Genomic DNA, 26,609 nt, shown 5'->3' on the forward strand with positions numbered 1-26,609 from the left:
GGAATCTCTCCAACAGTCGATCAGGCGGTTGTACTGGCACGTCGCTGTTCGCGAGTGACGCCCAGGCCCATGGCGATGAGGTCCCGGGTGGCGTCGTTCACGCCGACGGCTCGCAGCTGGTCCTTCATCACGCGACCGGAAGCGTTGCGGGGCAGCTCGGGAACGATCTCGATGTACTGAGGGACGGCGAAGTAGGGCAGCTCGTGCGCCATATAGGCCGCCAGTGCGCCGAGATCGAAGGTGTCTGGGTTCGTCACCACGAGAACGGCCTTGATGGACTGGTCCAGTTCACCTTCGATCTCTACGCCGATGACAGCGGCCCCGGTGACATTCTCGAAGCGAGCAAGTGTGCGCTCCAGTTCGAAGGCCGACACGTTCTCGCCGCGGCGCCGCATCGAATCCTTTTTCCGGTCGACATACTGGAGCTCGCCGTCGACCTCCCGCCCAAGGTCTCCCGTGTGAAACCACAGCCCGTCGAAGGCTTTCACTGTCGCCGCGTCGTCGCCCCAATATCGTTCGAACATGGCGTGCGGCTCGCGGGGTCTCACCACGATTTCACCGACCACTCCGGGAGCCACGCTGCGCCCCGCGTCGTCGTGGATCGCCACGTGCAGAGCCGGCGCGGGGCGCCCGGTGTAGGGGCTGACGGCCTGTTCGGCGAAAGGGTTATAGGCGATCGGGTAGCACTCGGTCTGTCCGTACTGCTGGGTCAGTGTGCGGATCCCGAACCGCTCGGCGAACTGCTCTTGCTCGGCGACCGAGAGTTGCACCGTCGACATTGCTCGGAGCGTGTGCGACTTGTCACAGTCGGAGGGCGGCTGCTTCAAGAGCGCTTGCGCGATCCAGCCGACGGCGACTGCTACGGTGGCACCCACCTCGGTCGCGCGTGCCAGATATCGCGACGCAGAGAACCCGCTCTCGATCACCACCGGGATTCCGACGGCGAGCGCGCCCAGCAACGGGGTTTGTCCTCCGACGTGGAACAGTGGCGCGGCGGTGAACACGACATCGTCGTCCGTCAGAGCCGACAGGGCCTCGGTGTACCTTGCCCAATGCTTGGTCTGGCCGTTGCTGATGACGCACCCCTTCGGCAGCCCGGTGGTCCCAGACGTGTAAAGAATCGCGTAAGTGTCCTCGTCGCGCCCGTTCACAGGCACGATCGGCGCCGCCTCCGAGGCGAGCGCCAGGTAGTCGATCAGCTGCCTGCCCGCGATGTCAGTGTCCGGGGCCTCACCGTCGACCACCACGACGAACTGGAGGTCGGGAAGCGAAGACACGAGCTGACGCACCATCCCGAGACCCGCAGCGTCAGTGACCAGCGCTCTGCATCCGCTGCTCGTCAGTTGATGCCGCAGCGCATCGCCCTTCAAGTAGATGTTCAGCGGCACGGTGATTGCACCGAGACCGGCCACGGCGAGCAGGGTGGTCACCGTTTGCACCGATGTCGGCGCCATCACGGCTACCCGATCTCCGAGACCCACACCCCGAGCGGCGAGCGCTCCAGCGATCCTCCACGCCTCGCTGCGCACCTCGCCGTAGCTTCTGCTGCTGTCCGCAATGATCAGAAAGCGATGGTCTGGCCTCGCGTCAGCCCAATGCTCAAGCGACTGCGCGACCGTCTTGTCTACCCTCACGGACCCTCCTTGGTCTGTGACCGCCGTCAACGTCTGCGGCGCCTTCGCCGGCACCCACAAGCGCGAACCCATCCGCGCTGCACATAACCGACTTGTTTCGTCTACTATATGGTGCGCAGGGCCTTGAGGTGCACGCACATCGTGTCAATCCGGGCCCGCGAAAGGCATTTGAGATGAACGTGAAGGTAGATCCGCAGAGCCCCGTCATCGTCGGGGTCGGCCAAGTGAACGCCTCGTATCCGGCGGGAGAGCCGACCACGCTGATGGCGGAGGCTTTGAGCCTCGCCGCATCGCAGAAGGTCCTGGATGCCATTGACGAATTGGATATCGTCGCGATCGGAAGCCGTGCGTACAGCAATCCGGGTCACCTCGTCGCTGCAACGCTCGGACTCACCGTGGACCGCGTCGGGTACACCACCCACGGCGGTCATTCCCCTCAGATGCTTGTGAACCGCGCCGCGTGGCACGTGTTCACTGGTAAGCGCGACATCGTTGCGATCGCGGGGGCCGAGAGCTGGCGTACACGGCGTCTGCTCAAGAGGGCGGAGACCGCGTCCGGATGGACTGTCCAGAGCGCTGATCAGCAGCCTGACGAGCTCATAGGACGCGAGCTCTCGATGGCTACCGATGTCGAAGCGCGCGTCGGCTTCGGGGATCCGCTCGATGCCTACCCGATGCTCGAGTCCGCAATTCGGGCCGAGGCAGGCCGAACGATCGACGAGCAGAACGACGTGATCGCCCGCCTCTGGTCCGCTTTCAGCGACGTGGCAGCCGAGAATCCTTACGCCGCCATCAGGCGACGGGTGACCGCTCAGGACATCCTGAGCCCGGCCGATGGCAACCGCCTGATCAGTCACCCCTATCGAAAGCTCGCCGTCTCGAACAACGACGTGGATCAAGCGGCCGCGATCATCGTGACGTCCTACGGGCGCGCGCTTTCGCTCGGCTACTCGGCTGACGACTTGGTCTTCGTTCACGGGTTCGGAGAAGCCGTGGATTGCGACTCCTTCACCGCTCGCGCGTCGTACACAAGCTCACGCGCGATTCAAGCCGCTGCCATGGATGCACTGGCGATGAGTCGGGTGTCGATGGACGATATCGCACTTGTCGATGTGTACTCGTGCTTTCCCTCCGCAGTGCAGATCGGGGCCCGCGCCCTCAATCTCAAGCTCTCGGGAGACCTCACGGTCACGGGTGGACTCACCTTCGGCGGCGGACCGTGGAACAACTACGTCACGCACGCGATCGCCACCATGGTGACCGCTCTCCGAGACCGTCCCGAGGACCTGGGGATGTGCACTGCAAACGGTGGTCTGTTGACGAAGCACGCCATCGGCATCTACGGAGCACGGCCCCCCGCCTCCCCGATCATCGAACCGCGCGTCCGTCAGTGCGACACGCAGCTGCCCGTGACCGACGTCCTCCACGGCCCCGCGACGATCCTGGCAAGCACGGTCCGCTATGCCCGCGATGACGTCGCACAACACGGATTCGTCGTGGCTGAGACCGCCGAGGGGGTTCGCATCCTGGCCCGTACCGACGAATGGAATCTTCTTGCCGAACTGGAGGCGAACGACGTTGTCGGCCTGACCGCCATCGTGCGGGGCACGTCGCTCGTAGACTTCGCAGAGCGGTCACCCTCTCTCGCTCCAGCCACCCGGTAATCCAATCCTGTCGAGCGAAAGCAGCTGAGGCGCTCGGCGGCGCAGATCGAAACGAGGTCACTCATGCCACCGGATCACACAGTGGAGCCGCATATGGAAGCCGACGCTGTGAACCGCATCGTTGCAGGACGGCGGAGCAAGCGGGCGTTCCGCCCCGGCCCTGTCCCGCACGCCATCCTCCAGCAGATCTTCGATATCGCCCGCGCATCTCCGTCTTGGTGCAACAGCCAGCCCTGGCATGCCTACGTGACACAGGGCGACGAGACGGACCGGTTCCGCTCAGCCCTGCTTGCCGACGCCCTCGCGCACGCCGGAGAAGTCGAGTCGGATATCCCGATGCCGACCGAGTACCGCGGCCATCACCTCGAGCGACGTCGTGAGAGCGGATGGCAGCTCTACGACGCCGTGGGAGTCGCGCGCGGCGACCGGGAAGCCTCTGCGCGTCAGTCGGCGAAGAACTTCGAACTCTTCGGCGCTCCCCATGTTGCAATCGTCACGGTAGACGTCGCGCTCGGCCCTTACGCGATACTCGATGTCGGAATTTTCGTCGGCCACCTGCTCCTCGCCGCAGCATCCCTGGGTGTCGGGACAATTCCACAGGCCGCCGTTGCTACGCGTTCGCCCCTCGTCCGCTCCTTCTTCGGCATCCCCGAGACCGAATCGGTACTCGTCGCGGTGTCTCTGGGCTGGCCCGATGACGATCACCCGGCCAACGGTTATCGTACCTCCCGAGCAGAGTCCGAATCCGTCGTGCGTTGGCGCGGGTAAGGGCACTCTCCAACCATGCGCGCAGCCAGGAAGACGAGGAGCAGTCGATGTTAGACCCCTTCCTCGACGGCATCACTCGACTCCCCGCTGCTACCGACACACACGTTTCGGGAGAACTGGTTGACGCCAACGGGCACATGAGTCTGCCTCACTACGTGACCGCGGGTGTCCGATCAGTGTGGAATCGAGCTCTGCCGCTGGGCCTGGCGGAAGCGCGAGCGGACGGGTTGTCGCTTTTCGTGTCGGAACAGCACAGCCGATTCCTCGGCGAAATGCTCTTGGGTGAGCGCTACACCGTGCACGCGCTGTTCCTCGACCGCTCGAACCGTGCGCTGCATACCCTCGCGTACATCGTCGATCGCAGCCGCCAGAGGCTTGCATGCCGGATCGAGAGCGTGCACATCCTCGTCTCGATGCAGACCAGGCGAAGCCTGGCGTTTCCTTCGAGCTTCGCGACACAACTCGACAGAGCCATCCACGAAGACCGGAATCATGTCGATGACTCGACCCTGTGCTCGGGACTTTGGCGGACGCCCGCCCCCGAACCTTCGGCGGCGCCGAGGGATGGTTTGCATATTTAGACACTTATCGTCAGAAACTGGTATTCTTGGGTCCGCTCTCGGTTTAAGCCAACGGAGGTTATGAAGATGCAGACGAAGATCTGCCAGATGCTCGGGATAGACATCCCGGTGCTCGCCTTTTCGCACTGCCGCGATGTCGTCGCGGCAGTGAGCAAGTCCGGGGGGTACGGCGTTCTTGGAGCCGTGCTCATGAGCCCCGCAGAACTCGAAGCCGAGCTCACCTGGATCGACGAGCACGTGGGCGGGGCGCCCTACGGGATCGACCTGATGCTCCCCACCTCTTTGGCGGACGGTGGAGTCAGCCCCGACGCGGTCCAACTGCCGGCCGACGCAGTGGCATACCGAGATCAATTACTTCGCGAGCACGACATCGATCCGGACAGCCTGACCGCGGTGGCCATGGCAACCGCAGAGTCCTTCTCTGAACACCGCGCGGACGAACTCATCGACGTGGCCCTCGCGCACGGCGTGACTCTGATCGCCAGCGCACTCGGACCGCCCCCGGCCGCCATGGTCGAGAAGGCTCATGCAGCAGGCGCATACGTCGCGGCCCTCGTCGGCAACAAGAAGCACGCGCTGAGGCAGCTCGAGCGAGGAGTGGACGTGATCGTCGCCCAGGGGTACGAGGCGGGCGGACACACCGGCGAGATCGGAACCATTGTGCTCACCGCAGAGATCGTGCAGACGGTGAATTCCATCAATCCGGACGTGCCCGTTCTTGCCGCTGGGGGAATCATGAACGGTCACCAGCTCGCTGCCTCGGTCGCCCTTGGCGCCGCGGGCGCCTGGTGCGGATCGGTCTGGCTAACTAGTCGAGAAGCCGAGACCGAGGAGCACCTCAAGCGCAAGATGCTCGAAGCCAGCTCGAGTGACACGGTGCGGTCCAAATACCGCACGGGTAAGCCCTCGCGCCAGTTGCGCTCAGCGTGGCATGCCGGCTGGGAGGCTCCCGGCGCGCCTGCCTCCCTGGAGATGCCCCTGATGGGCTACCTGAGCGAACCTGCGCTACAGAAGGCGAGTCTGCTCGCCGATGGTGGCCACGTCGGCGCGACGGAGCTCAGCACCTACTGGGTCGGTCAGGGCGTTGGACTGATGAATCAGCCTAAGAGCGTCGCCCAGATCATGGCGGACTTTGCAGAGGGATACATCGAGGCCGTCACCGCCCTGACAGAGTCGATCGACGAGTAGGACTCCCAACGGTCGGGTGCCTCGCGGCCCTAAACAGCTGAGGCGACTTCTTCTGTGCTCCAGTCGATCGATGGATCCGTCGTCGCCGCAAGGACGAGCGACACGGCATTGTCGAGGAATATCTCAAGGGCCTCGGCGCTCGACGCTCTTCTTGGAGCGGTGAGGACGTGCATCAGAATCGCGCCCGAAAGCGCGTCGAGCGGCAGGGTTACGGGTACGCGCTCGGGAAGCTCGCCACGGGCCTTGGCGCGACGCACCATGGCTCGACCGGACGCCAGTTGCTCCATGCGGAATTTGGTGTAGGCCCCGAATTCCGGATTGCGCGTCAGCTCCATCAGCACACGGAGGAAGGCGCGACCTCTCGTGCCGGAGTACGTCACCAGAAGCTGTCGGCCGAGAGCCCGAAGGTCGCCAGCGTATGAACCGCTGTCGATGACGGGCGGAACGAAAGGGAGTTCCTGTTCCAACGCAGCGGTGAGAAGGTCTGTCTTACTGTCCCATCGCAGATACACAGAGCCTTTACCCACTTTCGCCACGCTGGCGACGCGGTCGAGGGTGAACCCGGACCACCCGTGAGAGGCAAAAACATCGATGGCTGCGTCGATGATTCGCTTGTCCACCTCCGGGTCGCGAGGTCGTCCGCGTTCAATATTCGTCACCGCGATATCGCCTCCCTGCCGCAGTCGGCATTCGCATCTGTGCCGCCGTGTGGGATACATGTCGTTCTGTTCGAAACCAACAGTGTGTTCCGGCTAGGCAGCAGAATCAAGATAACATTTGCGTCCGGATTTCCCCAGGATTCACACCCTGGTTGCATCGGTCGGGGTTCACGCCTGCATTTCTGTACGCAATCCGTCTGCTAAATTTGACCAATGGACTACGGTCGCTACAAGAAACTGGCCATTGAACGCCGGGACTCCGTGCTCACAGTCACGCTGAATCGTCCCGAGCGATATAACGCGATCGACGATGAACTGCACGAGGAGCTTGGCGACATCTTCTATGACATCGCCAAGGACGACGAAACTCTGGTGGTGGTTCTAACGGGAGCCGGTACGGCGTTCTGTGCGGGCGGTGATTTGAAGGCCATGGCGGAGCATTTGCGGTCGCACGGCGCGGCTGGCCACTATTTGAACGCCGCAACCGGTAAGCGAGTCGTCAACGGAATGCTTGACCTCGAAAAGCCGATAATCGCCAAGATCAACGGTGTAGCGATCGGATTGGGAGCGACGCTTGCACTCTTCTGCGACATCTCCTACATCGCTGACGACACTCGCATCGGTGACCCGCACGTCGCCGCAGGCGTCGTTGCCGGAGACGGCGGAGCGATCATCTGGCCCCAGCTGATCGGCTACAACCGCGCCAAGGAATATCTGATGACCGGAGACATGATTCCAGCAGCCGAAGCTGCGGCGATGGGGCTGGTGAACCACGCGGTCCCCCGCGACGAACTCGACGCGGCTGTGGACGCGATGGCGCACCGGCTCGTCGCCGGGCCGACGGACGCGATCCGCTGGTCCAAGGTAGCCACGAACATCGGCCTCAAGCAGATCGCCAACTCCGCCTTGGACGCGTCCATCGCCTATGAGATCGTCACGATGCGAAGCGCGAGCCATGCCGAGGCCATCGAAGCATTCGCGAGCAAACGGCAGCCGGACTTCACCGGGTTGTGAGCACTGTGCCGTCTGTATCGGCAATGGTTATCGCGTCTTGGCGATGATGTCGGTCGCGAATCGCTCGAGACGTTCTTCCATCGTGTCGCCGGGAATCACCCAGTCCGGGAGCATGATCGCTTCGACCCCAAGGTCGGCGAGCGCCTGACAGTCGGCCAGCGTCGGTGCATCGCGTAGTCGTGCCCGCACCGAGAAGCTGTCGACATCGCGCCCTGCCTTGTCGAGTTCAACTCGCAGATCCTTGATGATGCTCGCCATCTCTTCCGGGTTGACCTTCGCCCCCACCCAGCCATCGCCGACTCTCGCGGCACGTCGGAGAGCGGCAGGGCTTTCTCCGCCGACGATGATGGGCAGTGGACCCTTCAAAAGGGGCGAGACCGTGACCTCGTCGAACGAGTATCGCTTCCCGGCCCAGGCGAGCGGTTGATTGCGACTGAGTTCACGGATGATGTCGAGCGACTCGTCGGTGCGACTTGCCCTGGTTCGGAAGTCGACACCCATGGCCTCGAGTTCTTCGGCCATCCACCCGATCCCGACTCCGAGATCGACTCGATAGTTGCTGGCCACGGCAGCCGTTGCTGCCTGCCGATAGAGAGTGAACGGATGCAACACCGGGACGACGGTCACGTGCGTCGCGAACCTGAGTGTCGACGTCACGGAGGCCATGCTGCCGATACACACCCACGGATCAGGGAAGTCCATATCGACACCGAATGCGGTGGTTCGGTCGGCGGGCTTGCCGTAGGGGTACGGGCTCTCGATCTTTGTGGGCATGCACGCGTGATCCGGGATAGCGACACCATCCACGCCCAAGCTCTCGACGAGTCGCGCGTAATCGGGCATCTCGTTGGTAGGGATGCCGAACATGGCGAGCCAAAACTTCACGAAGCCACCGCCCTAACGCCGTCGTAGACGGCTCTTCGAGACTGAAAAAGCCAACCCGCGTCACTCAGGGTGAGCTCATCCGCGTACGTGCCGAATGCATGAACGAAGGGAGCCCCGCTCGATTGCCCCCCACCGCTGCGCTTGAAGACGACGAAGTTCGAATCGCACGACGCAGTTGTCCCGTCGGCCGCGAGCAGAAGGCGAGCTTCGCCCACGCCATGCTGCTGGAACACGTCGGGAGACGGGGGCTGAGCACCGATGAACGCTGAAATCGCGTCGCGGCCGCGAAAATCCTTTGCGCCGCCCGCCCCAGAGCTCGGAACCAATTCGAGGCGCCCATCGGAAGCGAAGCACAATCCGACACCGTCGGGATCTGAGACATCCACGGCCGCAGCGTAACGAGCGAACAGGTTGAAGATATCGCGCTCAGCTTCGAGCCTCGCCAACCTAGCTTCTATAGTAGTCACGAGCATAATCTGACATATTTAGACCAGTAAGTCAACGGTGGTGGGAGCGCCGACCATCGTCCCTCTCCGATCGCGCAGATTGATGCACGGCGCTCACTTGCCGCGTTGCGCGGCGCACCCACTTCCTAAATAATGACGCTATTAGTCCGTAAATGTGACAAGCGGAAGCATTGCTGCGCCGCACATAACCGTCGACCAGCGACCTCGTAGGACGTCCCTACTTTTCGTACCAAAGCTCAGGAGAATCATGGATCTGACCCGTTGTACCGCACTGATCACAGGCGGGGCGTCTGGCCTTGGGGCCGCGACCGCAACGCGGCTCGCCGGCGCAGGCGCTCACGTTGTAGCGCTCGATTTGCCGCAGGCGCTCGAGGGCAAGAACGCACCGCAAGGTGTGCGCTATCTCGCGGGTGACGTAACCAGTGCCGACGACATCCGCAACGCCTTCGAGTCTGTCAGGAGCGGCCCTCCTCTTCGCGTGGTCGTCAACTGCGCAGGAATCGCCCCCGCGCGCAAGACGCTCAGCTCGCGCGGCGCCCATGAGCTCGACCTGTTTCGCCGCACAATCGAAATCAATCTGATCGGCACCTTCAACGTCCTGAGCGTGGGAGCCTCTGTCATCGCCGAGCAGGATCCAGACGAGAACGGCCAGCGTGGTGTGATTGTAAACACCGCTTCGGTCGCCGCTTTCGAGGGTCAGATCGGTCAAGTAGCGTATGCCGCTTCCAAGGGCGGAATTGTGGCGCTCTGCCTCCCCGCAGCGCGCGATCTGGCTGCTTATGGGATCCGTGTGAATACAATCGCGCCGGGGATCGTGGACACTCCGCTTCTCGCGGCTCTGGGAGAGAGTGTGAACGAGTCTCTTGCAGGTTCGGTTCCGTTCCCCCGTCGCCTCGCGCGTCCTGACGAGTTCGCGCAACTCGCACAGATGATCATCGAGCACGACTACCTGAACGGCGAGACGATCCGGATGGATGGCGCCATCCGGATGCCTCCATCTTGAGCTAGCCGCGGCACTGAGTCCGCGAGGCCCTTGTCCACCCGTCGCCTGGAGAAATCATGCCGGTAACAACTTCCGTTCAAAACTCAGCGCTCATAATCTCACTGGATCGTCCAGAGCGCCGCAACGCCATGGATGACGTCATGGCGCGGCAGCTCGAGATGGCGCTCGACCTTCTGGAGGAGGACGAGGGGCTACGCGTGGGTGTGCTCACAGGCGCTGGCGGACACTTCAGCGCGGGGACAGACCTGAACCTCTCGCGCAGTCCCGCCACGCCGCGCGGAGGCGAGTACGGCATCGTTCGTCGACGTCGCACGAAACCCGTCATCGCGGCAGTGGAGGGTGTGGCATTCGGCGGCGGCCTCGAGATCGTGCTGGCTTGCGATCTCATCGTCGTCGCCTCCGGGGCGCGGTTGGCGCTTCCGGAGAGTCTGCGTGGCTTGATTCCGACGTGCGGGGGTATCTTCCGCATCTTGGACGTGCTTCCGGAATCAGTCGCGCTGGGCATGCTCCTCGCCGGCGACGAGCTCGGTGGTGAGCAGGCTGGCGTGTACGGGCTTGCCACACGAGTAGCGGCCACCGGCGACGCCATCCCGGTGGCGCTCGATCTGGCGGAGTCAGTGTGTCGATCGTCGCCCGCATCGCTCACAGCTCTTCTGCGCGCGGTCGCGCGCAGCCGTGAGAAGCGGGATGCCGAAGGCTGGCGTGCCACCGACGAAGCGATCGCAGCGATCAACCGCGGCGATGACATGCGCGAGGGCGTCGCCGCATTCTTCGAGCGACGCATTCCCTCCTGGCATCCCGACGCATTGAAATCCTGACACCGCGCGTCGGTTGGCCAGCACGATCGAAACCCGTCAGAGTTCTGGCGCGGAGTTCCATGTCCGTTCGGTCACTTCCACACACGAGTCGGGGGTGCGGGATCGAAATCCCCCACCCCCGACGTGACGGGTCGCTAGGCGCCCACCGGTGTGCTCTACTGGATTCCCGGCCCTTCAGCCAGCTTGTCGCGCCACGGCTGCCAGTCGTCAACTACTCCGCCGCCCTCGGCGAGCACATCACGAATGTTCTCGGGCTCGGGATCGATCCCCAACTCCTCCGTCGAGAACGTCAGCCATTCTTCGACGACAGCGTTGATCGCCGCGATCTCGGCTTGGGGGTCCTCGACCCCTGTGGGAGCAGCCGATTCGAGGCTGGGCTGGTCGGCCCACCAATCGTCGACGACGGGGTTGATCTCGTCAGATTCGATGACACCACCGCCGATCTCCTCCGCGGCGTCGGCAAGAGTCTGGAACTCATTCAGGCTCGCCTGTATCCAGGTGGTCATGGCGTCGTACCGCGCCTCGGTCATGACGTCCTGGATCTCGGGTGCCAACTCTTCCCACGCCGACGTCGAAATGGCCCAGCCGGAGCCGAGCAAGGGGGCGAATTTCGGGAATGCAACCCACGGCGTGACCTCGAGCAGACCGCCGCTGACGACCGTTGTGGGCGCATTGACGGCGCAATCCAGAACGCCGCGCTGCAGCGCCTCGTACTGCTCGTTGGCGGCAGTGAACACGCCACCCATGCCGAGAGACTCGACCTCGCCCTTGGCTGTTGCGCCGCTCACCCGCGTCTGACGGCCCGCGAGATCGTCGGGCGTCTCAAACTCCTCGACGCATGAGAAGGCAGGCGGCCCGATGAGCAGCGGCATGAACGAGATGAAGCCGGCTTCTGCCTGCTCTGTCACGCTGGCGCTCCCGCTGCCATGCTGCGCGAATTCCTGTCCGATGCCCGCCACGTCCACGAGGGGGTAGTTGACACTCTGCAAAGCAGCCTGCGTGACCTTGTCGCGCCAGTTCGAGATCGGTAGCTGATCCGGGAAGAAGCTGTTCCCCATGTACGTGATGTCGGTCAAGCCGGAGTTCAAAGCGGAGAGCGACTCGAGAAGCGGGTGCAGAGTGCCGCCAGGATAGTAGTCGAAGGTGACGACGCCTTCGGTCTGCTCGGTGACCGCGTCCATCCAGTCTTGCAACAATACGGTCGAAACAGATCCCTCCGCGAAGATGTTGCTCACCGTCAGTTCGACCGGTTCGATCGAGCTCCAGTCGGAGCCGGCGGAATCGGTTGGTGACCCAGCGGGTGCGCCGCCCCCGCCGCTGCAAGCGGTGACGAGCACGGCGACACTCAGCGCACCGATCACCGATAGTGGTGTTGTGATTTTTCGATTCAAGAGTCCACTCCTTTGTGTTATTTGATCCAGCCGGGGCAAGAAATGGCGCCCATCCCGGAGCCCTCGATCGCGCAACCTCACGCCTTCCGAACCCTCCCGATAAGGAGGGCGCCCCGCTTGTGCTGGTCCAGACACCCGCGACTGGACCGATTCGCCTCGCCTTCACGAAACTCGGCGTCCACCCCAAGTCTCGACTCCGAATAGCGCCGATCGCGATTATCTTTACGAGAATCGTCAGGTTTGTCAAGAGCGTCTTAACGGATACCGACGAATCGCGTCAGGATCGTTATGTGGACCCCTTGCCTCACAGAGTGCAGGGTCGCTGATTGGAAGGAAGGCGTGCGCTCATCATGGGGGGGCGGCGGAGGCATCGACGCGGCAACTAGGCAGCGTCGAGCGAATGCACTTTGACCGCCAACCTGTTTTACGTACGACAAGCGTCAGTATTCGCGTACTCTGTTGCCGACCGTGTCCTCAGTCGGCACGTCGGGTTGCGATTGATGACTGTGCCGGACGAAAAAGGAGTCTTGCGCAACGTAGGCGAAAGGGTGGATCAAGATGGACTATCAGACGATTCGGGTGGAGCAAAAGGATCGCGTCGGGTGGATCACGTTGCACCGCCCCGAAGCCTTGAACGCCCTCAATGCTCAGATGATGCGCGAGGTGGTCGCTGCCGCTGACGCCTTCGACGCCGACGAATCAGTCGGCGCAATCGTCATCACCGGCTCGACGCGCGCGTTCGCTGCCGGCGCGGACGTGAAGGAGATGGAAACGAAGACGCCGGAACAGATGAGGTGGCACTTTGCCGACTGGGACCGATTCGCATGCGTGCGCACCCCGGTCATCGCCGCGGTATCGGGGTTCGCGCTCGGAGGAGGGTGCGAACTGGCCATGATGTGCGACATCATCCTCGCAGCGGACAACGCGAAATTCGGCCAGCCGGAGTTGAACCTTGCCGTGATTCCCGGCATGGGCGGCACCCAAAGGCTGACGCGTGCCGTCGGCGCCTATAAGGCCGCGGACTTAGTGCTAACCGGCCGGATGATGGGCGCTGCCGAGGCCGAGCGATGCGGACTCGTCTCGCGGGTTATCCCAGCGGACGATCTCCTCTCCGAAGCGCTGAAGACCGCCGAGTCAATCGCTGCGAAGTCGTTGCCGAGCACGATGACGGCGAAGTCGTTGCTGAACGCCGCCCTGGAGACACCGCTCCGCGAGGGACTGCGAACCGAGAACTTCGCATTCGTATCGGTGTTCGGCCTGGACGACCGGGCCGAAGGCATGGCCGCGTTCCGTCAAAAGCGAAAGCCCGAATTCATCCACCGGTGAGCGAACGTGACGGAACGCGAATAGACGAGCGCCTGTGATCTGCTGTGTGGTGCATCGCGCTGCTATTTAGCGGCCGACAGCTCGGGCAACCACAACGCGATCTCGGGCCAGAAGATGAGGATCACCAGCATCAGTACGCAGGCACCTATGAATGGCATCACCCCTTTGAAGACGTCGGTGATCTTGAGGTTGAGGCCCATACCCTTCGTACTTGACTGCGCCAGAGCGAGCACGACGAAATTCAAGATTCCCAGTGGAGGGGCTATCATGTCGATCTCCGCGAGGATGATGAGGAACACCCCGAACCAGATCAGGTTCACGTCCAACGCGATCAAGGGGGCCATGAAGACCGGGATGGTCAAGAGCATCATCGCGAGGGTGTCGAGAAAGAATCCCAGGATCAAATAGATCGGGATAAGCAAGAGTAGGAATGCCAGCTGACTAAGTCCGAGGTCGCTGACTAGGTCCGCAACCCACTGCGCGAGGCCGCTGAGTGTCGTTACCCGGGTGAGCAGGTTGACGCCGACGAGCAGAAGCATGATTGCCGCAACCGCCGAAACCGTCTCCATCAGGCTGTGCGACAGGAAAGTTCGGACGACTTTGCGAGTCGGCACCTGGAGCTCACCGCGCACGATGTTGCGCTTGGACCGAGCGACTACGACGCCCAACCCGAGAACCAGCGTGATCAGCGCTCCGAAGGCACCAGCCTCGGTAGCGGTGAAGACTCCGAAATAGATGCCGCCCAACACGACGACGACAATGAGAAGCACCGGCACCAGGTTCACAAGTGACGCCAGGCGCACTTTCCACGGAAAGCTCGCACCGCGAGGCGCAGACTCGGGACTGAACGCCGCCCACAGGAGGATGACGACGACAAAGAGCACAGCGAGCGCGAGGCCTGGCACGAGACCTGCGAGCAACTGCGGACCGACGGGGGTCTCCGCCACGCCGGCGTAGATCACCAGCAAGACACTCGGGGGGATGACCTGACCGAGGGTGCCCGCCACTCCTGTCGCGCCCATTGCCAGCGAAGGCTTGTATCCCGCGCGGATCATCTCAGGAATCGACACGCGGCCCATGGCGTACGTGATGCCAATGGTGCTACCGCTCGTGGTTGCCATACCGGCACCGGCGAAATTCGTCGCTATAGCGAGCCCTCCCGGCAGGCGGCCAAACCATTTGCTCGCAGTGTCGTACGCCCCGCTCATCAGGCCGCTCTTTCCCATGGCGACACCCATCAACACGAACATCGGAATGACACTGAGCGACCACGATGCGAACGACGTGAATACGACCTCCTGCAGGGTTCCGGCGATCGCCTTCGGCCCGACCAGGACGTAGAGACCGAAGATACCCGCTGCCGACATTGCGATGCCGATCGGAATCTTGAACAACATGAGACTCATCATCAACAGGATGACGACAAGACCGACGATGAGCTTGTTCGACGGAACGAAGAAGAGGTAGACGGCGAGCAGAATCGTGACGACAGCGGCCACGATCAGCCCGATGGTGAAGCGTCGCGCAGCCAAGGCGGCTCTGATGTCCGGAAACGGTGTCAGTTCTGACGAGGGCTTCTGGGTCGTCGTAGGCTCGCTCACCGGACTGCCTCCTTTCCAGAACGCGCATGCGCGCGGTCTGCCTCGTGCTCAAGCTCGACTAACACGTCCTCCCCATCCTCGAGAATGGCGGCCACCTCGTCCGCATCGGAGGAAATAAAGTGCTCGACGGTGACCGCTCGCATCAGTTGAGCGGCCGACTGCAGAAGCAGACCGACGAGGCCCACGGCAACCACCCATCGGAACAGCCAGATCGCGAGCCAGGGCGCGCCGACCGCACTCTCACCGAAGTCCATGGCCTGGGCCGCCTTCTCGATGCTGAACCAGAGGAACAACACGGCGGTGGCGAGCGTAAACGTCATGCCGACGATCTCGATGATGCGCTGCGTCCTTGGACCGGTCGGTGCAGTAAGCAAGTTGACCCGGATGTGCTCCCCGCGTAGTAGCGCATACCCCAGAGCGAGAGACACCAGACTCGGCATCCAGGCGTACTGCGAAAGATCGAGGGTACCCGGAAGCGGACGGTTGTAGAAGTATCGGCCCACGACATCGAGGACGATGTTGATCATCAATCCCACCGTTGCGACTCCCGCGAGAACAGCGAGCGCGGTGCTGAACCGGTCGATCCACTTCAACCAGGGAAGTCGCTCGGTCACGTCACTCATGAGCACGATCCCGTCGCGACGCTCGCCGAAGCACGGCCACGTCCCGGGCGGAGCGCTCGAATCGCCCGCGCTCGATCGGTTGGCCTGAATTGCGTGGGAGTTGAGTGGATACCGCAAACCGTCATTTCACAACCTCATTGTTGGTTCATCAGATAATGCCGCGGAGCGGACTTATTAAACAGTGATCGTCAGTATCGTAATCCCGATCGTAGGCTGACGCCAGCAGTCAGCAGTTTCTGATGTCACGTCCGAGCACGCCTACTAGCTCGAACTGACGGAAACGGTGCAGTATTGTGTCGAGCATCGGTGCGTGAAACTCGGCTTGGAGCGATCGGTATTCGGAGTCCGAGGCTACCCCGGCAGATTGGAAGGACCTATGTCTCACTACTCATCTCTTCCCGATACATTGCGTGTTCGCATCGAGGGGCCGGTCCGGGTTGTCACGATTACGCGAGCGGAAGCGAAGAACGCGATCGATGGCGATTTGCATCATGGCTTGACGGACGTCTTCCGGCTACTTCGCGAGGACGGGGACGCCCGCGCGGTGCTTCTCAACGCCGAAGGCGACATCTTCAGCGCAGGGGGCGACTACACATGGTTCCAGGAGTTGCAGAATGACCGTCTCGCGCTCGAACGATCCGTCGAGGAGGGGTGGACCCTGCTCGATGCGCTGATCCGTTTCCCGCTTCCCCTCGTGACGGCGATCCAGGGTGGTGCCGTCGGCGTCGCAGCAAGCATTGGCATCCTCTCGGACATCGTGGTGATGTCAGAGGACGGCTTCTACCGCGACACCCATGTGAAGCTGGGCATGACGGCAGCGGACGGTGGTCTCGCCTGGTCGATGTCGGCGGGTCTGCAGATCGCCAAGGAGTACGTGCTCCTGGGCGATCGCCTGACCGCCGCCGAGGCCTACCGCCTGGGTATGGTCAACCGCGTCGTGCCGCGGGCCGATCTCGAGAGAGTGTCACGGGACTATGCGGAGCGCCTGGCCGCGCTACCGTCGCGAGCGGTGCGAACGACCAAACGAGGATTCAATATGCAACTGGAACGCCTCGGCGGAGGAGCCTTCGAGTACGCTCTGGCGTCCGAACTCGTCTCCCTCATGTCACCAGAACATGCACAGACAGTGTCGAAACTCGCTGATCGATCGATCTCGCGATCTCCGGCCGAGGGATCCGATCCGGCCGCTGAGGATAGCTGAAATTCTCTCGCCGAGGAGCTCGGTTCGCGGGAAATTCGTTCGTTCGTCCAGCGGTCAACGCGAGGTCGTGTCGGATCAATCGCGACCCGGCTACCTCGCTAGTGAGGATCACCGTCCGGGCAGCAAAAGGAAGAGTGAGCTATGTGGCCAATGCATAATGAGTTCGAGCGCTATGTTCACGAGGCAGCAATCAAGAATCTGCAGATCCGCTACTGCCGCGGGATCGATCGGCTGGACTGGGATCTGGTGCGTTCGTGCTTCCACGAGGATGCGATTGACGACCACGGGCGACGGTTCCGCGGCGACATCCAAGATTTCATCGCGTGGGGATCATCGCCCGGGTCACTTTCGCGCTTCGCCGCGACGACGCACTTCACCGGCAATCAGCTTGTGGAACTCCACGGCGAGGTGGCCTGGATGGAGTCCTCGACGCGCGCTTATCATCGGACGTTTCCTACATCTGACACTCCGGCCACCGATTGGATCTTGAACCTGCGTTATGTCGACGTCGTGGAACGTCGCCATGGGCATTGGCGCATCTTGGACCGAGCCATCGTGGTGGACTCTGAAACCACCATTCCGGTCGGCGGGGACCATGATCAGGTCGGCCCTGACTGGCACCGGTCGGCGCGCGACCGTACCGACGTGTCGTACGCTGCCGCGTGGGTGGCGCGGAAGCGGGCGTCGGGCGGAACCGAGCGCCTCTCGGTATGACGCGGGCGGATATCACGCTTCGCGAGCCTTGAGCCAGAGATACGGCCTATCGACGGTCTCCGGAAGTCAAGTAGAGAGATCGTAAAGGAATGTGCCGAGATCAGATCCTTCACAATCACCCGCGAGTCGCGAACATCATGCGGGACAGTGCCACGAAGGGAACGATCCTGCTGCTGTCGTCAGTAGCGGCTAAAGAAGCGCGAGTCGACTATCTGCCCTACAACGCCAGCAAGATCGCCGTGCTGCACATCATGTGGTCCATGGCGAAGATTCTTGGGCCGTTTGGCATCTCGGTGAATGCTGTCAACCCGGGTCCGGTGAATATGCCGATGTGGGCGCAGCTCGCCGACAGTCCGGTGCCGCTCGGGCAGCTCGGGACGCCCGCGCCGCACAACTACCGATGCAACGCTTCGCCAAACCGGCCGAATTAACTAGCGCGATCAACTTTCTGACCGACCCGGCTAACCGGTACATCACCGGCGTGTCACTCGACGTCGCCGGCGGAGCGCACCTCGGCGCGGGCTCGTAGAACCGGAGTCCCGATCAGACGTTTGCATCGTGTTGGATGGGGATGAACGACCAAACACCGAAAGATTTTCAACGACCTATCGTGCCTTGACCACCGGGAGCGAGCCTCTGCAACACATCCGCTGACACGGGGTTCACCGACCGATCGGGCTCGGCATAATGCTCCTTCGTCGTTGCCGCTGAGGTGTGGCCCAGCACCTCAGCTGCCGTGTCGATGCCGACCGTGTTCGCCAGCAAGGTCGCGCCCGTGCGACGAAACGCGTGGGGCGTGATGTCGACACCGTCCAGGCCGGCGAGTGTAAGGATCTGACGGAAGGTGCGACGCGCATTGTGCGGCGCGAGCGGTGTACCGGCACGCGTGAAGAACAGCAAATGCTCCTCGTACTCCCCCGCGATGAGAGCAAGGCGCCGGCGAATCACCTCCGCCGCAAACGGAGGCACCGCGACGGTCCGGTTCGATTCGTCGGTCTTCGGCTTGGACTGCCGCGAAACACCCTGACCTCTGCGCACCACGATCGTCCCGCCGACGTGAATCGTCGGCGGGTTGGCCGCCATGTCGACGTCACACTTGCGTAGCGCAAGCGCCTCGCCGATCCGTGTGGCGCTGCCCAGCATCAGCTCGATCAGATCGCGCACCTGCCCATCGGGATGCGGACCGAGGGTGCCCTGCTCGGTGCGCCATTCCCGGGCCGCCGTGCGGATCGCGAGAATCTGCGCATCCGTCAGCGCTTTCGGCACCCGCTTCGGCTTCCGCATCCGGGACGTCTCCTTGACCGGGTTGCGCGAAAGGATCTCGAGGCGGACGGCGAAAGCCATCACCATGCTCAGAATGGTCCGGGAGTGCTTTGCCCGCGCGTAAGACTTCGCGCGCTGGACCTTGAGGTACCTCTCGATGCGTCCGACAGTGACCTCCCGGACGGTGAAGCGTTGAAAGGTCGGCATGACGAGGGTGCGCAACTCGCGCTCGTAGACCTCCTTTGTCCCGTCGGATCGCTCCGTGTCGAGCATCAAATCGTCCAGCCACGCTGCGGCAAGGTCAGTGAAGGGCGAGTCCGCGCTGAGCGTGTCACCGAGGTCACCGCTCCGCATCCTGGCCACGAGGCGAGTCTTGAGCTCCGTCTGGGCAGCGTTGCGGCTCGCTCCGGTCGCGATCACTTGGCGGGTTTGGCCGTCCCAGTCGCGGAACCGCGTCGACGCCTGGAACCGACCCGGCGCCACAGTCTTGACGGTGATGTCACCGAACGTCCCGATGGCGAGCCGCGGCCGCCCAGCCATCAGGACTCACCCCCAGCGCCAGCTGCGGAGCGGCTCTCATGACGGGCGTCGAGCCAGTCCCGCACCACGGAAACACGGAAGCGAATCTCGCGCCCCACCCGCACCCCGGTCGGTCCATTGCCGTCGGCGCGGAGATCGTAGATGGCCTGCACGTTCACGCCGAGGTAGTCGGCGAGTTCGCTGGTTGTGATAATCGGCTCCAAGCCGAGTTGGGTGAGTCGTTCGCTGTCCATGGCAGACAGGTGCACGAGTCGATCCCAGAAGAACCGAGGCGGGTCGAACGCTCTGCCCCAGAAGCCGCACGAAACGGGTGTGCCAAGCAATAAACGTTGAATAAACGTTGAGTGCATCAAGTCTCTGTCCCTTCAGATGGGACAAGAAATGCTGATCAAGATAGATTTCGAAGTAGCAGGAGCGGGGCTTGAACCCGCGACCTCACGATTATGAGTCGTGCGCTCTAACCAGCTGAGCTACCCTGCCACGAGGCATCCGGAATGTTGAGAATTGGATGCTACGAGCCCCGAGTCAGGATTGAACTGACGACCCCTTCCTTACCATGGAAGTGCTCTACCACTGAGCTATCGGGGCGTGCTGCCCGCGAGCGGGCAACTAGAAGAGAATACCAGAGCGTGGGCGTCTCTTTGAATCGTGGCTCAGCCTCCGGTGTGCTCTCTGAGCCACACAAGCGGGTCGATGGCCGTGGTGCCGCCGACGAGCAACTCGAAGTGCGTGTGCGCACCGAACGAACGCCCGGTGTTGCCGGTGCGGCCGAGCACGGTTCCGACCGTGACGGTCTGACCCTGCTGCACCTGGATCGACCCGTACTGCAAGTGCGCGTAGTGGCTTGAGATCAATTGGCCGTCGATCACGTGGTCGATGATCACGTGCACGCCGTAGGCGCCACCCGAGCTGGTCGCCACGCGCACGACACCGTCGGCGATCGCCTGGACGGGCGACCCTGCGCCGGGCGTGAAGTCGACACCCTCGTGCATGCGACCCGAGCGCATGCCGAAGCCCCAGCTGATCGGGACGCCGACCGAGAACGGCCACTGGATGGCCGCGGTGGGGTCGTTCACGAACGTGTTCGCGATGTTCGAGATGCCCGACGCGTATGCCAGCTCGGACATGCTCGAGATCGAGTAATTCTCGGTGCGTGCAACCGCGGCGTTCTCAGTACCGGCGGGGGCAACGTACGCCTGGATCTCGTCGGCGTCGATCGAGGCGCTCTCGGCACCGTCCGCGACAACCGCGACGGTCGACTCCGTACCGGTCGCGGCGGCAACCGCTTGAGCGGGAGTCGTCATGCCGACGGCCAGAAGCCCGACAAGGCCCATCACGCTGATCGAGAAAGACGCGGTGGCGAGACGCTTGAACGCTACGCCCGGACGTGCCGGAGGAATGCTCGCGGCAGAAATGGGCTCGTACACGGGTTCGTCAGCAGGCTCGTCGATACGCGACTGCACGGGGGTCTCTCCGGTGAAGGAAAACAAGCGTGAGGCGGTTTCGAAGAGGTCGGCGTCGGATGCCTCGGCCGCAACCTCTTCGTCAGTCGCGAGCCGCTCGGGCTCGTCCACGACGGGCTCGAGGAGCTCGAAAGGCTCGGCTGGCGCCTGCACAGCGGCGGGCGCCTGAGCCTCGGACCGGGACGCGCGCGCAGCGCGCCGGGAGCTGGATGGTGTGGGTGCCGAAGCATCCGTCACCGTCGTCGAGATGGGAATCGCGGACTCTGTCGGCATGCCCCACACAGGCGGTGCGGACGCGCCTGTCGAACCGGCTGCGCGGCGACGCGCCTCTGCACGGGTCGATGCTGCTGCCTCGGCCGGCGTCGCCTGAACAGGCGTGGCGGCGGTACGGCTCGAGCGTCGCGTGGGCGCGTTCTCGGCCATGGAGGTGTCAGAGAGCAAAGTGCAGGAGGGCTTTCGCGTCGTGTCGCTGTGGGGGCAACGGTACGGGCTTCGGTGCTAGTGGATCGTGTCCGCCATTCGGGTGACAAACATAACGATCAGGTAAACCCTATCGCCCCGCTCCTGGGAATGCGATGTACACGACCCACGACCCGCGGATCTGTGGAAAAGTTCTTGCGGTTTCTCAGCCGAGCGCAGCTGCGCGCAGTGCGTCGTAGATTGCGGCGCCGGAGGCGATCGTCATGGTGCGCGACGGAACGTCGGCATCCCCCGCGCCACCGACGCGGCCGCCCGCTTCGATGACGAGCAACGCGCCTGCGGCGTGGTCCCACGGATGGAGCCCACGCTCGAAGTACCCGTCGAGTCGCCCGGAGGCGACGAACGCCAGGTCGAGGGATGCGGCACCGATGCGCCGGAGGTCGCGGGCGAGCGGCATCACCCGTGCAACACGGGCGAGGTCACCGGCATGCGTCGACGGGTCGTAGCCGAATCCTGTCGCGAGGAGGGCTCCTGCGGGCATCGGCTGATCGTTGACGGCGAGCCGTTCATCGTGGAGCCACGCACCGCTACCGGCGGCTGCATGGAAGAGTTCGCCCGAAGCCGGGTTGAACACCACCCCTGCCACCGCGTCCCATTCCTCGGGCACGGGCTCACCTGCCACCGCGGCGATGCTGACCGCGTAGGACGGGATCCCATAGGCGTAGTTGACGGTGCCGTCGATCGGGTCGACCACCCAGGTGATGTCGGAGGTACCGCGCTCGGCTCCCGACTCCTCACCCAGGAAGCCATCGTCCGGACGCGCTTCCTTCAGTCGCCGACGGATCAGCTCCTCGACCTCGCGATCGGCCTCGGTCACGATGTCGGCGATGTGCGACTTGGTCGCTGCGATCGCGACACCCTCGGTACGGCGCACCCGGGCGAGTTCACCGGCTTCGCGGGCGATCTCGATGGCCAGAGCTTGCAGGTGCGCGGCATCCGTCATACCTCCACGCTATCGCCGTGCCGGTGCTCGCGCGGGCGGCTAGCGTTATCGCATGGCCACAGCAGTCCAGACCCACACACATGACGTCGTCATCGTCGGCGGCGGGCACAACGCCCTCGTCGCAGCGGCGTACATCGCCCGCGCAGGGCGCTCGGTCGTCGTCCTCGAGCGGTTGTCGCACCTCGGTGGCGCCGCGGTCTCGGAGCGGCCATGGGCAGGTGTCGATGCACGCCTTTCGCGGTATTCCTACCTGGTGAGCCTGCTCCCTCGTCAGATCATCAACGACCTGGGACTGCAGATCGACCTGCGGCGGCGGCGCTACTCCTCATATACGCCCGACCCCGTGGACCCGTCGCGCGGCATCATGGTCGATACGGCGGATGCTGCGGCCACCGCCGCATCCTTCCTCCGCACGACCGGCGATGCCGACGAAGCCGCCCGGTTCGCTGCGTTCTCAGAGCGCCTCGCCCCGCTCGGGCAGCGACTCTTTCCGACGGCGACCGCCCCGCTGGCTCGTCGGGCCGATGTCCGACGCCTCTTGGGCGACGACGCACTGTGGGCCGACATCTTCGAGCGCCCCTTGGGCGAGGTGCTGCGCTCTTCGCTCGACACCGACCTCGCGCGCGGCATCGCGCTGACCGATGGACTCATCGGAACCTTCTCGTATGCCGACGATGAGAGCCTGCGCCAGAACCGGTGCTTTTTGTACCACGTGATCGGTGGTGGAACCGGCGACTGGGACGTGCCCGTCGGCGGAATGGGACGCGTCAGCGCCGAGCTCGAACGCGCGGCTCGCGTTGCGGGCGCCGAGCTGCGCTCGGGTGCGGAGGTGACCTCGATCTCGCCCGACGGCGAGGTCGCGACTGGCACGGCGACCCTTCGCGGACGCCTTGTGCTCAGCGGCGTTGGTCCGGCTGTTCTCGAACGACTTCTCGCAGGCGGTTCGTCCGCGCGCTCCGCGGAGGCTCCTGAGGGGGCACAGGTGAAAGTCAACATGCTGCTTCGCCGGCTCCCCCGCCTGCACGACACCGAGGTTGCCCCCGAAGCGGCCTTCGCCGGCACGTTCCACATCAACGAAACAATGACTCAGCTCGATGGGGCATACGAGGCCGCCGCGGGCGGAAGCATCCCGCACCCCCTCCCTGCCGAGATTTACTGCCACTCGCTCGCCGATCCGTCGATTCTCGGCCCCGAGCTTCGCGCACAGGGGGCGCAGACACTCACCCTGTTCGGCCTGCAGGTGCCGCATCGGCTGGTGGCGGGCAAGGATCAGGATGTTGCGCGCACAGCACTCCTCGACGCCGCACAGCGATCGCTGGACTCGGTGCTGGCCGAACCCATCGCGGACGTGATCTACGAGGCCCCAGACGGATCACCGTGCATCGAAGCGCGCACGACCGGCGACCTCGAGGACTCGCTCGGGATGATCGGCGGCGACATCTTCCACGGCTTGTTGTCGTGGCCATGGGCAGAGGACGACGAGCCGTTGGAAACCCCCGCCGAGCGCTGGGGCGTGGCAACGGGCCACGCAAACGTGCTCATCTGCGGCTCGGGCTCGCGCCGCGGAGGCGCCGTGAGCGGTATCGGCGGTCACAACGCCGCGATGGCGGCGCTCGAAATCCTCTCCCGGTGAGCGGCGCTCTTTACGGGCGCGGCGGGAGCGGCGGCGGCGGCGGAAAGCCCTCGTACCCGGTCGGCGCTGCGGGCCCCGAAGACTGCGCGGGTTCCGGATCCGGGGTGACCTGCAAGGCCTCGACCGCAGGGGTTTCGGGACCGGGGTAACCGATCGCCTGAGCGCCCGGTGAGGGATAGCCGGTGTAGTACGCGTTCCAGTCGGGCGATCCATCGGGGAAGATCGGCAACGGCGTCACGCCGTCGACGTACAGCGGCCAGGGCTGGAGGACTGCCGGCTGGGGCGCGTAGGCGACCGCGGGTGCGGCCGGTCGCGGATGCCTCGGCGCGAACAGCGCGTTCACCAGCGGAATCAGCGCGGTGCCGACAGCGGTGAGAATCGCGACAGCCACCACGATCCGCCAGTACAGATCGGTGAAGTTGACGTATTCGTACACCACCAACGGGATGATCAGGAGCGCCGCGAGGCCCACAACCAACGCGATCGTCGCGACGGCCACGACACGCGTGAATGTGGTTTCGTGGCGCTGGAAGGCACGCAGGAACAGCCGCAGGTGCAGCAGCGTGAGCTGCACGATCAGCACCACGAGCAAGAACTGCACGAATCGGCCGAAGCCGAACGAGAAATAGCGTTCCGGCATCCAGATCATCACCGCTCCGATGAGCAGAATCACCACCCAGCCCGCCATGCTCGCGAGCGCGAACCAGGCGGGTCGCTTCGGAGCGAGATGCGCGTCGAGGATGGCGACCCCGGCAAAGGCCGCGAGAAGCAGGATCGTCAGGAACGCCCGACCCACGATCCCGTCCTGCCCACCGACGAGCACCCAAATCACGCAGACGATGGCGGCAGCGATGAGCGCGCCGATCGCGACCCAGATGGCCGCACGCAAGAGCGGGGACTGAGAAGCATCCGCACGCGGGTCGTACACGGGATGCTGGTCAGGCACAGTCATGGCGGTCCTCCTCAGAGCGCAGATGCGCGCAGGCCCATCCTGACACGGCGTGCCCCGCGGATCGAGATCTGATGCTCGCGCTGTGGAGAGTCGCGTGCGGGCGTGGCGCAGGCAATACGAACGGCTTCACACGCCCGCGAAAAGACGAAGCCCGGTCGAGCATTTCTGCGTCTGACCGGGCATTTCGATTGGTGGCGAGTGAGGGATTCGAACCCCCGAAGTCGATGACAGCTGAGTTACAATCAGATCCCTTTGGCCGCTTGGGTAACTCGCCAGTGCGCATCCGCCCAGCTTGTACAGTCGACCGGAGGCGCGATCCACAATATTACCCTCAGAGCGGCACTGCCAGAAATCGGGCCCTCAGGTGCCGAGCCCGTCGAGATCCATACCCCGCAGAGCCGACGGCACGCGCAGCAGTGCACCCTCGAAGCGACAGGTTGCGGCAGCGGCATCCATGGCCTTCTCCAACACCGCAGACCACGCATCGTGATCGGCCGGCGAGTCCTGGATCATGCCCGCGATCGTTGCTGCGAAGGCCGCGTCGCCGGCCCCCATCGTGTCGACGATGCGCCCAGGAAGATCCGAGATCGGGCGGGTGACAGCGTCCGTCCCCGCATCGATCGCCGCACCACCGGCGCCGTACGTCGACAGCACGACCCGCGAGCCCAGATCGATGAGACGCGTGCGCAGCCAGTCGAGCGGTTCGCCGTACAGCATGGTCGCGTCGTCTTCACCGATTTTGACGAGGGATGCCTCGGGCGCGAGCCGCTCGAAGCCTGTGACGAATCGTGCGAGGTCGTGCATCATCCCCGCGCGAGGGTTCGGGTCGATCGCGAGCGGTGTGTCACCGACCGCGCGCGAGAGTTGCTCGGTCTGCGCAAGATCGTCGAGCGGGAAGCAGCTCACCACGGCCATGGATGCGTCACGTAGTGCCTCGTGCTCGGCGTCACCGAAGTGGATACGTCGGTTCCAGGCCGCGTCGTTGAACGCGTATGTCGGCTCGCCACCGCCACTGCGCGTGCTGACCGCCCGAGACGTGCCGAGCGGGCCGGGCGTCTCTCTCAGCTCAACGCCGTAATCGGCGAGGTAGGTGCGGATGCGGTCGCCCGCTTCGTCGTCGCCGACCATCGCGATCAGCGACGCGTCAAGCCCGAGGCGCGCGAGACCGACCGCGACGTTGAGGCCAGCTCCACCGACGAACTCGCGCACGCCGGTGTCGTCGCGCAATTCATCGATCAGTGCGTCCCCGACGACCACCACTCGTGCTGTCATGCCCTGCTCCGCTCTGACTCGAGTACTCGTGCGACGAACCCCTCGACACGGCGTCGAGTGCCGTCGATGCGTCGATCGACGCTAGCGCGCATTTCGCTCGGCGCAAGGGGTGCGGCGAGCCGGACGTTCTCGTGACACGACAGGTCGAGACAGATGTAGGTGCCGACACTGTCGCCGTGCTCACCGGATGGGCCGGCCTTGCGGGCCGTGAAGAGTGAAACTTGATCGGCTGGCTGCATCGTGTGGCACAGGTCGCACATCGCCGAACGGGCACGCGATGATCCGTCGGCGGCGCGCACCACGACTCCGTGCGGCTTACCGTCGGACTCGACGATGAGGTACCCCCGTCCGCGCGTGCGCGGATCGGGGAAGGCCCAGAAGTCCAGGTGGTCCCAGTCGTTGAGGACGAAGTCCGCCGGAAGCGTCATCACGCGCAACTCGTCGGGGGACGCATTCGTCAGTGCCGCGCGAACGTCGCTCTCGGTCATCGCCTGCATCGTGTCCTCCTCGCGTCCTGAGATCAGTC

27 protein-coding genes and 3 tRNA genes are annotated in these 26,609 nt (G+C 63.9%); 13 read left to right on the forward strand and 17 right to left on the reverse strand.

Features of this window, described 5'->3' with window-relative positions:
• Window positions 1–20: 20 nt before the first annotated feature.
• On the reverse strand, window positions 21–1,634 hold the full coding sequence (locus LG299_RS06910; protein WP_404434316.1) for an AMP-binding protein: 1,614 nt from the start codon (window positions 1,632–1,634) through the stop codon (window positions 21–23).
• Window positions 1,635–1,807: 173 nt separating this feature from the next.
• Here LG299_RS06910 and LG299_RS06915 point away from each other — a divergent pair, with 173 nt between their 5' ends.
• The 4 genes from LG299_RS06915 (at window position 1,808) to LG299_RS06930 (ending at window position 5,835) form a co-directional block, all read left to right on the forward strand.
• Entirely contained in the window at window positions 1,808–3,298 is a 1,491-nt protein-coding gene (locus LG299_RS06915; protein ID WP_404434318.1) for a hypothetical protein, read from the forward strand.
• A 93-nt stretch (window positions 3,299–3,391) separates the two neighbouring features.
• On the forward strand, window positions 3,392–4,066 hold the full coding sequence (locus LG299_RS06920; RefSeq protein ID WP_404434319.1) for a nitroreductase: 675 nt from the start codon (window positions 3,392–3,394) through the stop codon (window positions 4,064–4,066).
• A 47-nt stretch (window positions 4,067–4,113) separates the two neighbouring features.
• Window positions 4,114–4,647 (forward strand): thioesterase family protein, encoded by a 534-nt coding sequence (locus tag LG299_RS06925; RefSeq protein ID WP_404434320.1) that lies wholly within the window; start codon window positions 4,114–4,116, stop codon window positions 4,645–4,647.
• 66 nt (window positions 4,648–4,713) lie between these two features.
• Window positions 4,714–5,835: an NAD(P)H-dependent flavin oxidoreductase gene (locus tag LG299_RS06930; RefSeq protein WP_404434321.1), complete on the forward strand. Its 1,122-nt coding sequence runs from the start codon at window positions 4,714–4,716 to the stop codon at window positions 5,833–5,835.
• Window positions 5,836–5,864: 29 nt separating this feature from the next.
• Here the strand turns inward: LG299_RS06930 and LG299_RS06935 are convergent, their stop codons facing one another.
• Window positions 5,865–6,494 carry a TetR/AcrR family transcriptional regulator gene (locus LG299_RS06935; RefSeq protein ID WP_404434322.1) on the reverse strand — a complete coding sequence of 210 codons (630 nt, stop codon included), beginning with the start codon at window positions 6,492–6,494 and terminating at the stop codon, window positions 5,865–5,867.
• A gap of 213 nt (window positions 6,495–6,707) precedes the next feature.
• Between LG299_RS06935 and LG299_RS06940 the strand changes: the two genes are divergently transcribed.
• Entirely contained in the window at window positions 6,708–7,508 is an 801-nt protein-coding gene (locus tag LG299_RS06940; RefSeq protein ID WP_404434324.1) for an enoyl-CoA hydratase/isomerase family protein, read from the forward strand.
• A gap of 27 nt (window positions 7,509–7,535) precedes the next feature.
• Here the strand turns inward: LG299_RS06940 and LG299_RS06945 are convergent, their stop codons facing one another.
• Together LG299_RS06945 and LG299_RS06950 are read right to left on the reverse strand one after the other, a co-directional pair.
• Window positions 7,536–8,393, reverse strand: coding sequence for a TIGR03619 family F420-dependent LLM class oxidoreductase (locus tag LG299_RS06945; RefSeq protein WP_404434325.1), 858 nt, complete (start codon window positions 8,391–8,393; stop codon window positions 7,536–7,538).
• Window positions 8,390–8,839: a nuclear transport factor 2 family protein gene (locus LG299_RS06950; protein ID WP_404434326.1), complete on the reverse strand. Its 450-nt coding sequence runs from the start codon at window positions 8,837–8,839 to the stop codon at window positions 8,390–8,392. Before LG299_RS06950 ends, LG299_RS06945 begins: the two co-directional genes overlap by 4 nt.
• A 268-nt stretch (window positions 8,840–9,107) precedes the next feature.
• Between LG299_RS06950 and LG299_RS06955 the strand changes: the two genes are divergently transcribed.
• Window positions 9,108–9,863: an SDR family NAD(P)-dependent oxidoreductase gene (locus LG299_RS06955; RefSeq protein WP_404434328.1), complete on the forward strand. Its 756-nt coding sequence runs from the start codon at window positions 9,108–9,110 to the stop codon at window positions 9,861–9,863.
• 128 nt (window positions 9,864–9,991) lie between these two features.
• Window positions 9,992–10,681 (forward strand): enoyl-CoA hydratase-related protein, encoded by a 690-nt coding sequence (locus tag LG299_RS06960; protein ID WP_404434329.1) that lies wholly within the window; start codon window positions 9,992–9,994, stop codon window positions 10,679–10,681.
• A gap of 155 nt (window positions 10,682–10,836) precedes the next feature.
• Here the strand turns inward: LG299_RS06960 and LG299_RS06965 are convergent, their stop codons facing one another.
• Window positions 10,837–12,072 carry a hypothetical protein gene (locus tag LG299_RS06965; RefSeq protein WP_404434330.1) on the reverse strand — a complete coding sequence of 412 codons (1,236 nt, stop codon included), beginning with the start codon at window positions 12,070–12,072 and terminating at the stop codon, window positions 10,837–10,839.
• A gap of 558 nt (window positions 12,073–12,630) precedes the next feature.
• Between LG299_RS06965 and LG299_RS06970 the strand changes: the two genes are divergently transcribed.
• Window positions 12,631–13,398: an enoyl-CoA hydratase-related protein gene (locus tag LG299_RS06970; protein ID WP_404434331.1), complete on the forward strand. Its 768-nt coding sequence runs from the start codon at window positions 12,631–12,633 to the stop codon at window positions 13,396–13,398.
• Between the two features lie 62 nt (window positions 13,399–13,460).
• Here LG299_RS06970 and LG299_RS06975 read toward each other — a convergent pair whose 3' ends face one another.
• Both LG299_RS06975 and LG299_RS06980 read right to left on the reverse strand, forming a co-directional pair.
• On the reverse strand, window positions 13,461–14,999 hold the full coding sequence (locus LG299_RS06975) for a TRAP transporter large permease (protein ID WP_404434333.1): 1,539 nt from the start codon (window positions 14,997–14,999) through the stop codon (window positions 13,461–13,463).
• A complete protein-coding gene (locus LG299_RS06980; RefSeq protein ID WP_404434334.1) occupies window positions 14,996–15,622 on the reverse strand; it encodes a TRAP transporter small permease subunit in 627 nt (208 codons plus the stop codon). Before LG299_RS06980 ends, LG299_RS06975 begins: the two co-directional genes overlap by 4 nt.
• A 376-nt stretch (window positions 15,623–15,998) precedes the next feature.
• Here LG299_RS06980 and LG299_RS06985 point away from each other — a divergent pair, with 376 nt between their 5' ends.
• From LG299_RS06985 to LG299_RS07000, 4 genes are all read left to right on the forward strand, one after another.
• Complete coding sequence (locus tag LG299_RS06985; protein ID WP_404434335.1) at window positions 15,999–16,823, forward strand: enoyl-CoA hydratase/isomerase family protein; 825 nt, start codon at window positions 15,999–16,001, stop codon at window positions 16,821–16,823.
• Window positions 16,824–16,973: 150 nt separating this feature from the next.
• A complete protein-coding gene (locus tag LG299_RS06990; protein ID WP_404434337.1) occupies window positions 16,974–17,537 on the forward strand; it encodes a nuclear transport factor 2 family protein in 564 nt (187 codons plus the stop codon).
• A 137-nt stretch (window positions 17,538–17,674) separates the two neighbouring features.
• Window positions 17,675–17,968, forward strand: coding sequence for an SDR family NAD(P)-dependent oxidoreductase (locus LG299_RS06995; RefSeq protein WP_404434338.1), 294 nt, complete (start codon window positions 17,675–17,677; stop codon window positions 17,966–17,968).
• Window positions 17,938–18,066, forward strand: coding sequence for a hypothetical protein (locus LG299_RS07000; RefSeq protein WP_404434339.1), 129 nt, complete (start codon window positions 17,938–17,940; stop codon window positions 18,064–18,066). Before LG299_RS06995 ends, LG299_RS07000 begins: the two co-directional genes overlap by 31 nt.
• Before the next feature lie 68 nt (window positions 18,067–18,134).
• On the opposite strand, the gene LG299_RS07005 is transcribed toward LG299_RS07000, so the two are convergent.
• The 6 genes from LG299_RS07005 to LG299_RS07030 form a co-directional block, all read right to left on the reverse strand.
• On the reverse strand, window positions 18,135–19,340 hold the full coding sequence (locus LG299_RS07005; RefSeq protein WP_404434340.1) for a tyrosine-type recombinase/integrase: 1,206 nt from the start codon (window positions 19,338–19,340) through the stop codon (window positions 18,135–18,137).
• A complete protein-coding gene (locus tag LG299_RS07010) occupies window positions 19,340–19,588 on the reverse strand; it encodes a helix-turn-helix transcriptional regulator (protein WP_404434342.1) in 249 nt (82 codons plus the stop codon). The genes LG299_RS07005 and LG299_RS07010 overlap by 1 nt, the downstream gene beginning before the upstream one ends.
• 158 nt (window positions 19,589–19,746) lie before the next feature.
• Window positions 19,747–19,820, reverse strand: a tRNA-Met gene (locus tag LG299_RS07015).
• 36 nt (window positions 19,821–19,856) lie between these two features.
• A tRNA-Thr gene (locus LG299_RS07020) sits at window positions 19,857–19,928 on the reverse strand.
• 65 nt (window positions 19,929–19,993) lie between these two features.
• Window positions 19,994–21,226 (reverse strand): M23 family metallopeptidase, encoded by a 1,233-nt coding sequence (locus tag LG299_RS07025; protein WP_404434344.1) that lies wholly within the window; start codon window positions 21,224–21,226, stop codon window positions 19,994–19,996.
• 202 nt (window positions 21,227–21,428) lie between these two features.
• On the reverse strand, window positions 21,429–22,226 hold the full coding sequence (locus tag LG299_RS07030) for an inositol monophosphatase family protein (protein WP_404434345.1): 798 nt from the start codon (window positions 22,224–22,226) through the stop codon (window positions 21,429–21,431).
• Between the two features lie 52 nt (window positions 22,227–22,278).
• Between LG299_RS07030 and LG299_RS07035 the strand changes: the two genes are divergently transcribed.
• On the forward strand, window positions 22,279–23,859 hold the full coding sequence (locus LG299_RS07035; RefSeq protein WP_404434347.1) for a phytoene desaturase family protein: 1,581 nt from the start codon (window positions 22,279–22,281) through the stop codon (window positions 23,857–23,859).
• A gap of 10 nt (window positions 23,860–23,869) precedes the next feature.
• Here LG299_RS07035 and LG299_RS07040 read toward each other — a convergent pair whose 3' ends face one another.
• The 4 genes from LG299_RS07040 to LG299_RS07055 all read right to left on the reverse strand — a co-directional run bounded on the left by LG299_RS07040 (window position 23,870) and on the right by LG299_RS07055 (window position 26,580).
• Window positions 23,870–24,811, reverse strand: coding sequence for a hypothetical protein (locus tag LG299_RS07040; protein WP_404434349.1), 942 nt, complete (start codon window positions 24,809–24,811; stop codon window positions 23,870–23,872).
• A 189-nt stretch (window positions 24,812–25,000) separates the two neighbouring features.
• Window positions 25,001–25,085 (reverse strand) — tRNA-Tyr (locus LG299_RS07045).
• Between the two features lie 86 nt (window positions 25,086–25,171).
• Window positions 25,172–26,083 (reverse strand): PfkB family carbohydrate kinase, encoded by a 912-nt coding sequence (locus LG299_RS07050; RefSeq protein ID WP_404434351.1) that lies wholly within the window; start codon window positions 26,081–26,083, stop codon window positions 25,172–25,174.
• Window positions 26,080–26,580 (reverse strand): FBP domain-containing protein, encoded by a 501-nt coding sequence (locus tag LG299_RS07055; RefSeq protein ID WP_404434353.1) that lies wholly within the window; start codon window positions 26,578–26,580, stop codon window positions 26,080–26,082. Before LG299_RS07055 ends, LG299_RS07050 begins: the two co-directional genes overlap by 4 nt.
• Window positions 26,581–26,609 lie beyond the last annotated feature (29 nt).

Origin of the sequence: Microbacterium lacus (assembly GCF_044794305.1) — a bacterium.
Classification (GTDB): Bacteria; Actinomycetota; Actinomycetes; order Actinomycetales; family Microbacteriaceae; genus Microbacterium; species Microbacterium lacus_B.

What these genes read in the sequence shown, in the direction of transcription:
- LG299_RS06915 (WP_404434318.1), top strand. Translation starts at nt 1,808, where the DNA reads ATGAACGTGAAGGTAGATCCGCAGAGCCCCGTCATCGTCGGGGTCGGC.
- LG299_RS06920 (WP_404434319.1), top strand. Translation starts at nt 3,392, where the DNA reads ATGGAAGCCGACGCTGTGAACCGCATCGTTGCAGGACGGCGGAGCAAG.
- LG299_RS06925 (WP_404434320.1), top strand. Translation starts at nt 4,114, where the DNA reads ATGTTAGACCCCTTCCTCGACGGCATCACTCGACTCCCCGCTGCTACC.
- LG299_RS06930 (WP_404434321.1), top strand. Translation starts at nt 4,714, where the DNA reads ATGCAGACGAAGATCTGCCAGATGCTCGGGATAGACATCCCGGTGCTC.
- LG299_RS06940 (WP_404434324.1), top strand. Translation starts at nt 6,708, where the DNA reads ATGGACTACGGTCGCTACAAGAAACTGGCCATTGAACGCCGGGACTCC.
- LG299_RS06955 (WP_404434328.1), top strand. Translation starts at nt 9,108, where the DNA reads ATGGATCTGACCCGTTGTACCGCACTGATCACAGGCGGGGCGTCTGGC.
- LG299_RS06960 (WP_404434329.1), top strand. Translation starts at nt 9,992, where the DNA reads ATGGATGACGTCATGGCGCGGCAGCTCGAGATGGCGCTCGACCTTCTG.
- LG299_RS06970 (WP_404434331.1), top strand. Translation starts at nt 12,631, where the DNA reads ATGGACTATCAGACGATTCGGGTGGAGCAAAAGGATCGCGTCGGGTGG.
- LG299_RS06980 (WP_404434334.1), bottom strand. Translation starts at nt 15,622, where the DNA reads ATGAGTGACGTGACCGAGCGACTTCCCTGGTTGAAGTGGATCGACCGG.
- LG299_RS06985 (WP_404434335.1), top strand. Translation starts at nt 15,999, where the DNA reads ATGTCTCACTACTCATCTCTTCCCGATACATTGCGTGTTCGCATCGAG.
- LG299_RS06990 (WP_404434337.1), top strand. Translation starts at nt 16,974, where the DNA reads ATGCATAATGAGTTCGAGCGCTATGTTCACGAGGCAGCAATCAAGAAT.
- LG299_RS06995 (WP_404434338.1), top strand. Translation starts at nt 17,675, where the DNA reads ATGCGGGACAGTGCCACGAAGGGAACGATCCTGCTGCTGTCGTCAGTA.
- LG299_RS07000 (WP_404434339.1), top strand. Translation starts at nt 17,938, where the DNA reads ATGCAACGCTTCGCCAAACCGGCCGAATTAACTAGCGCGATCAACTTT.
- LG299_RS07005 (WP_404434340.1), bottom strand. Translation starts at nt 19,340, where the DNA reads ATGGCTGGGCGGCCGCGGCTCGCCATCGGGACGTTCGGTGACATCACC.
- LG299_RS07025 (WP_404434344.1), bottom strand. Translation starts at nt 21,226, where the DNA reads ATGGCCGAGAACGCGCCCACGCGACGCTCGAGCCGTACCGCCGCCACG.
- LG299_RS07030 (WP_404434345.1), bottom strand. Translation starts at nt 22,226, where the DNA reads ATGACGGATGCCGCGCACCTGCAAGCTCTGGCCATCGAGATCGCCCGC.
- LG299_RS07035 (WP_404434347.1), top strand. Translation starts at nt 22,279, where the DNA reads ATGGCCACAGCAGTCCAGACCCACACACATGACGTCGTCATCGTCGGC.
- LG299_RS07040 (WP_404434349.1), bottom strand. Translation starts at nt 24,811, where the DNA reads ATGACTGTGCCTGACCAGCATCCCGTGTACGACCCGCGTGCGGATGCT.
- LG299_RS07050 (WP_404434351.1), bottom strand. Translation starts at nt 26,083, where the DNA reads ATGACAGCACGAGTGGTGGTCGTCGGGGACGCACTGATCGATGAATTG.
- LG299_RS07055 (WP_404434353.1), bottom strand. Translation starts at nt 26,580, where the DNA reads ATGCAGGCGATGACCGAGAGCGACGTTCGCGCGGCACTGACGAATGCG.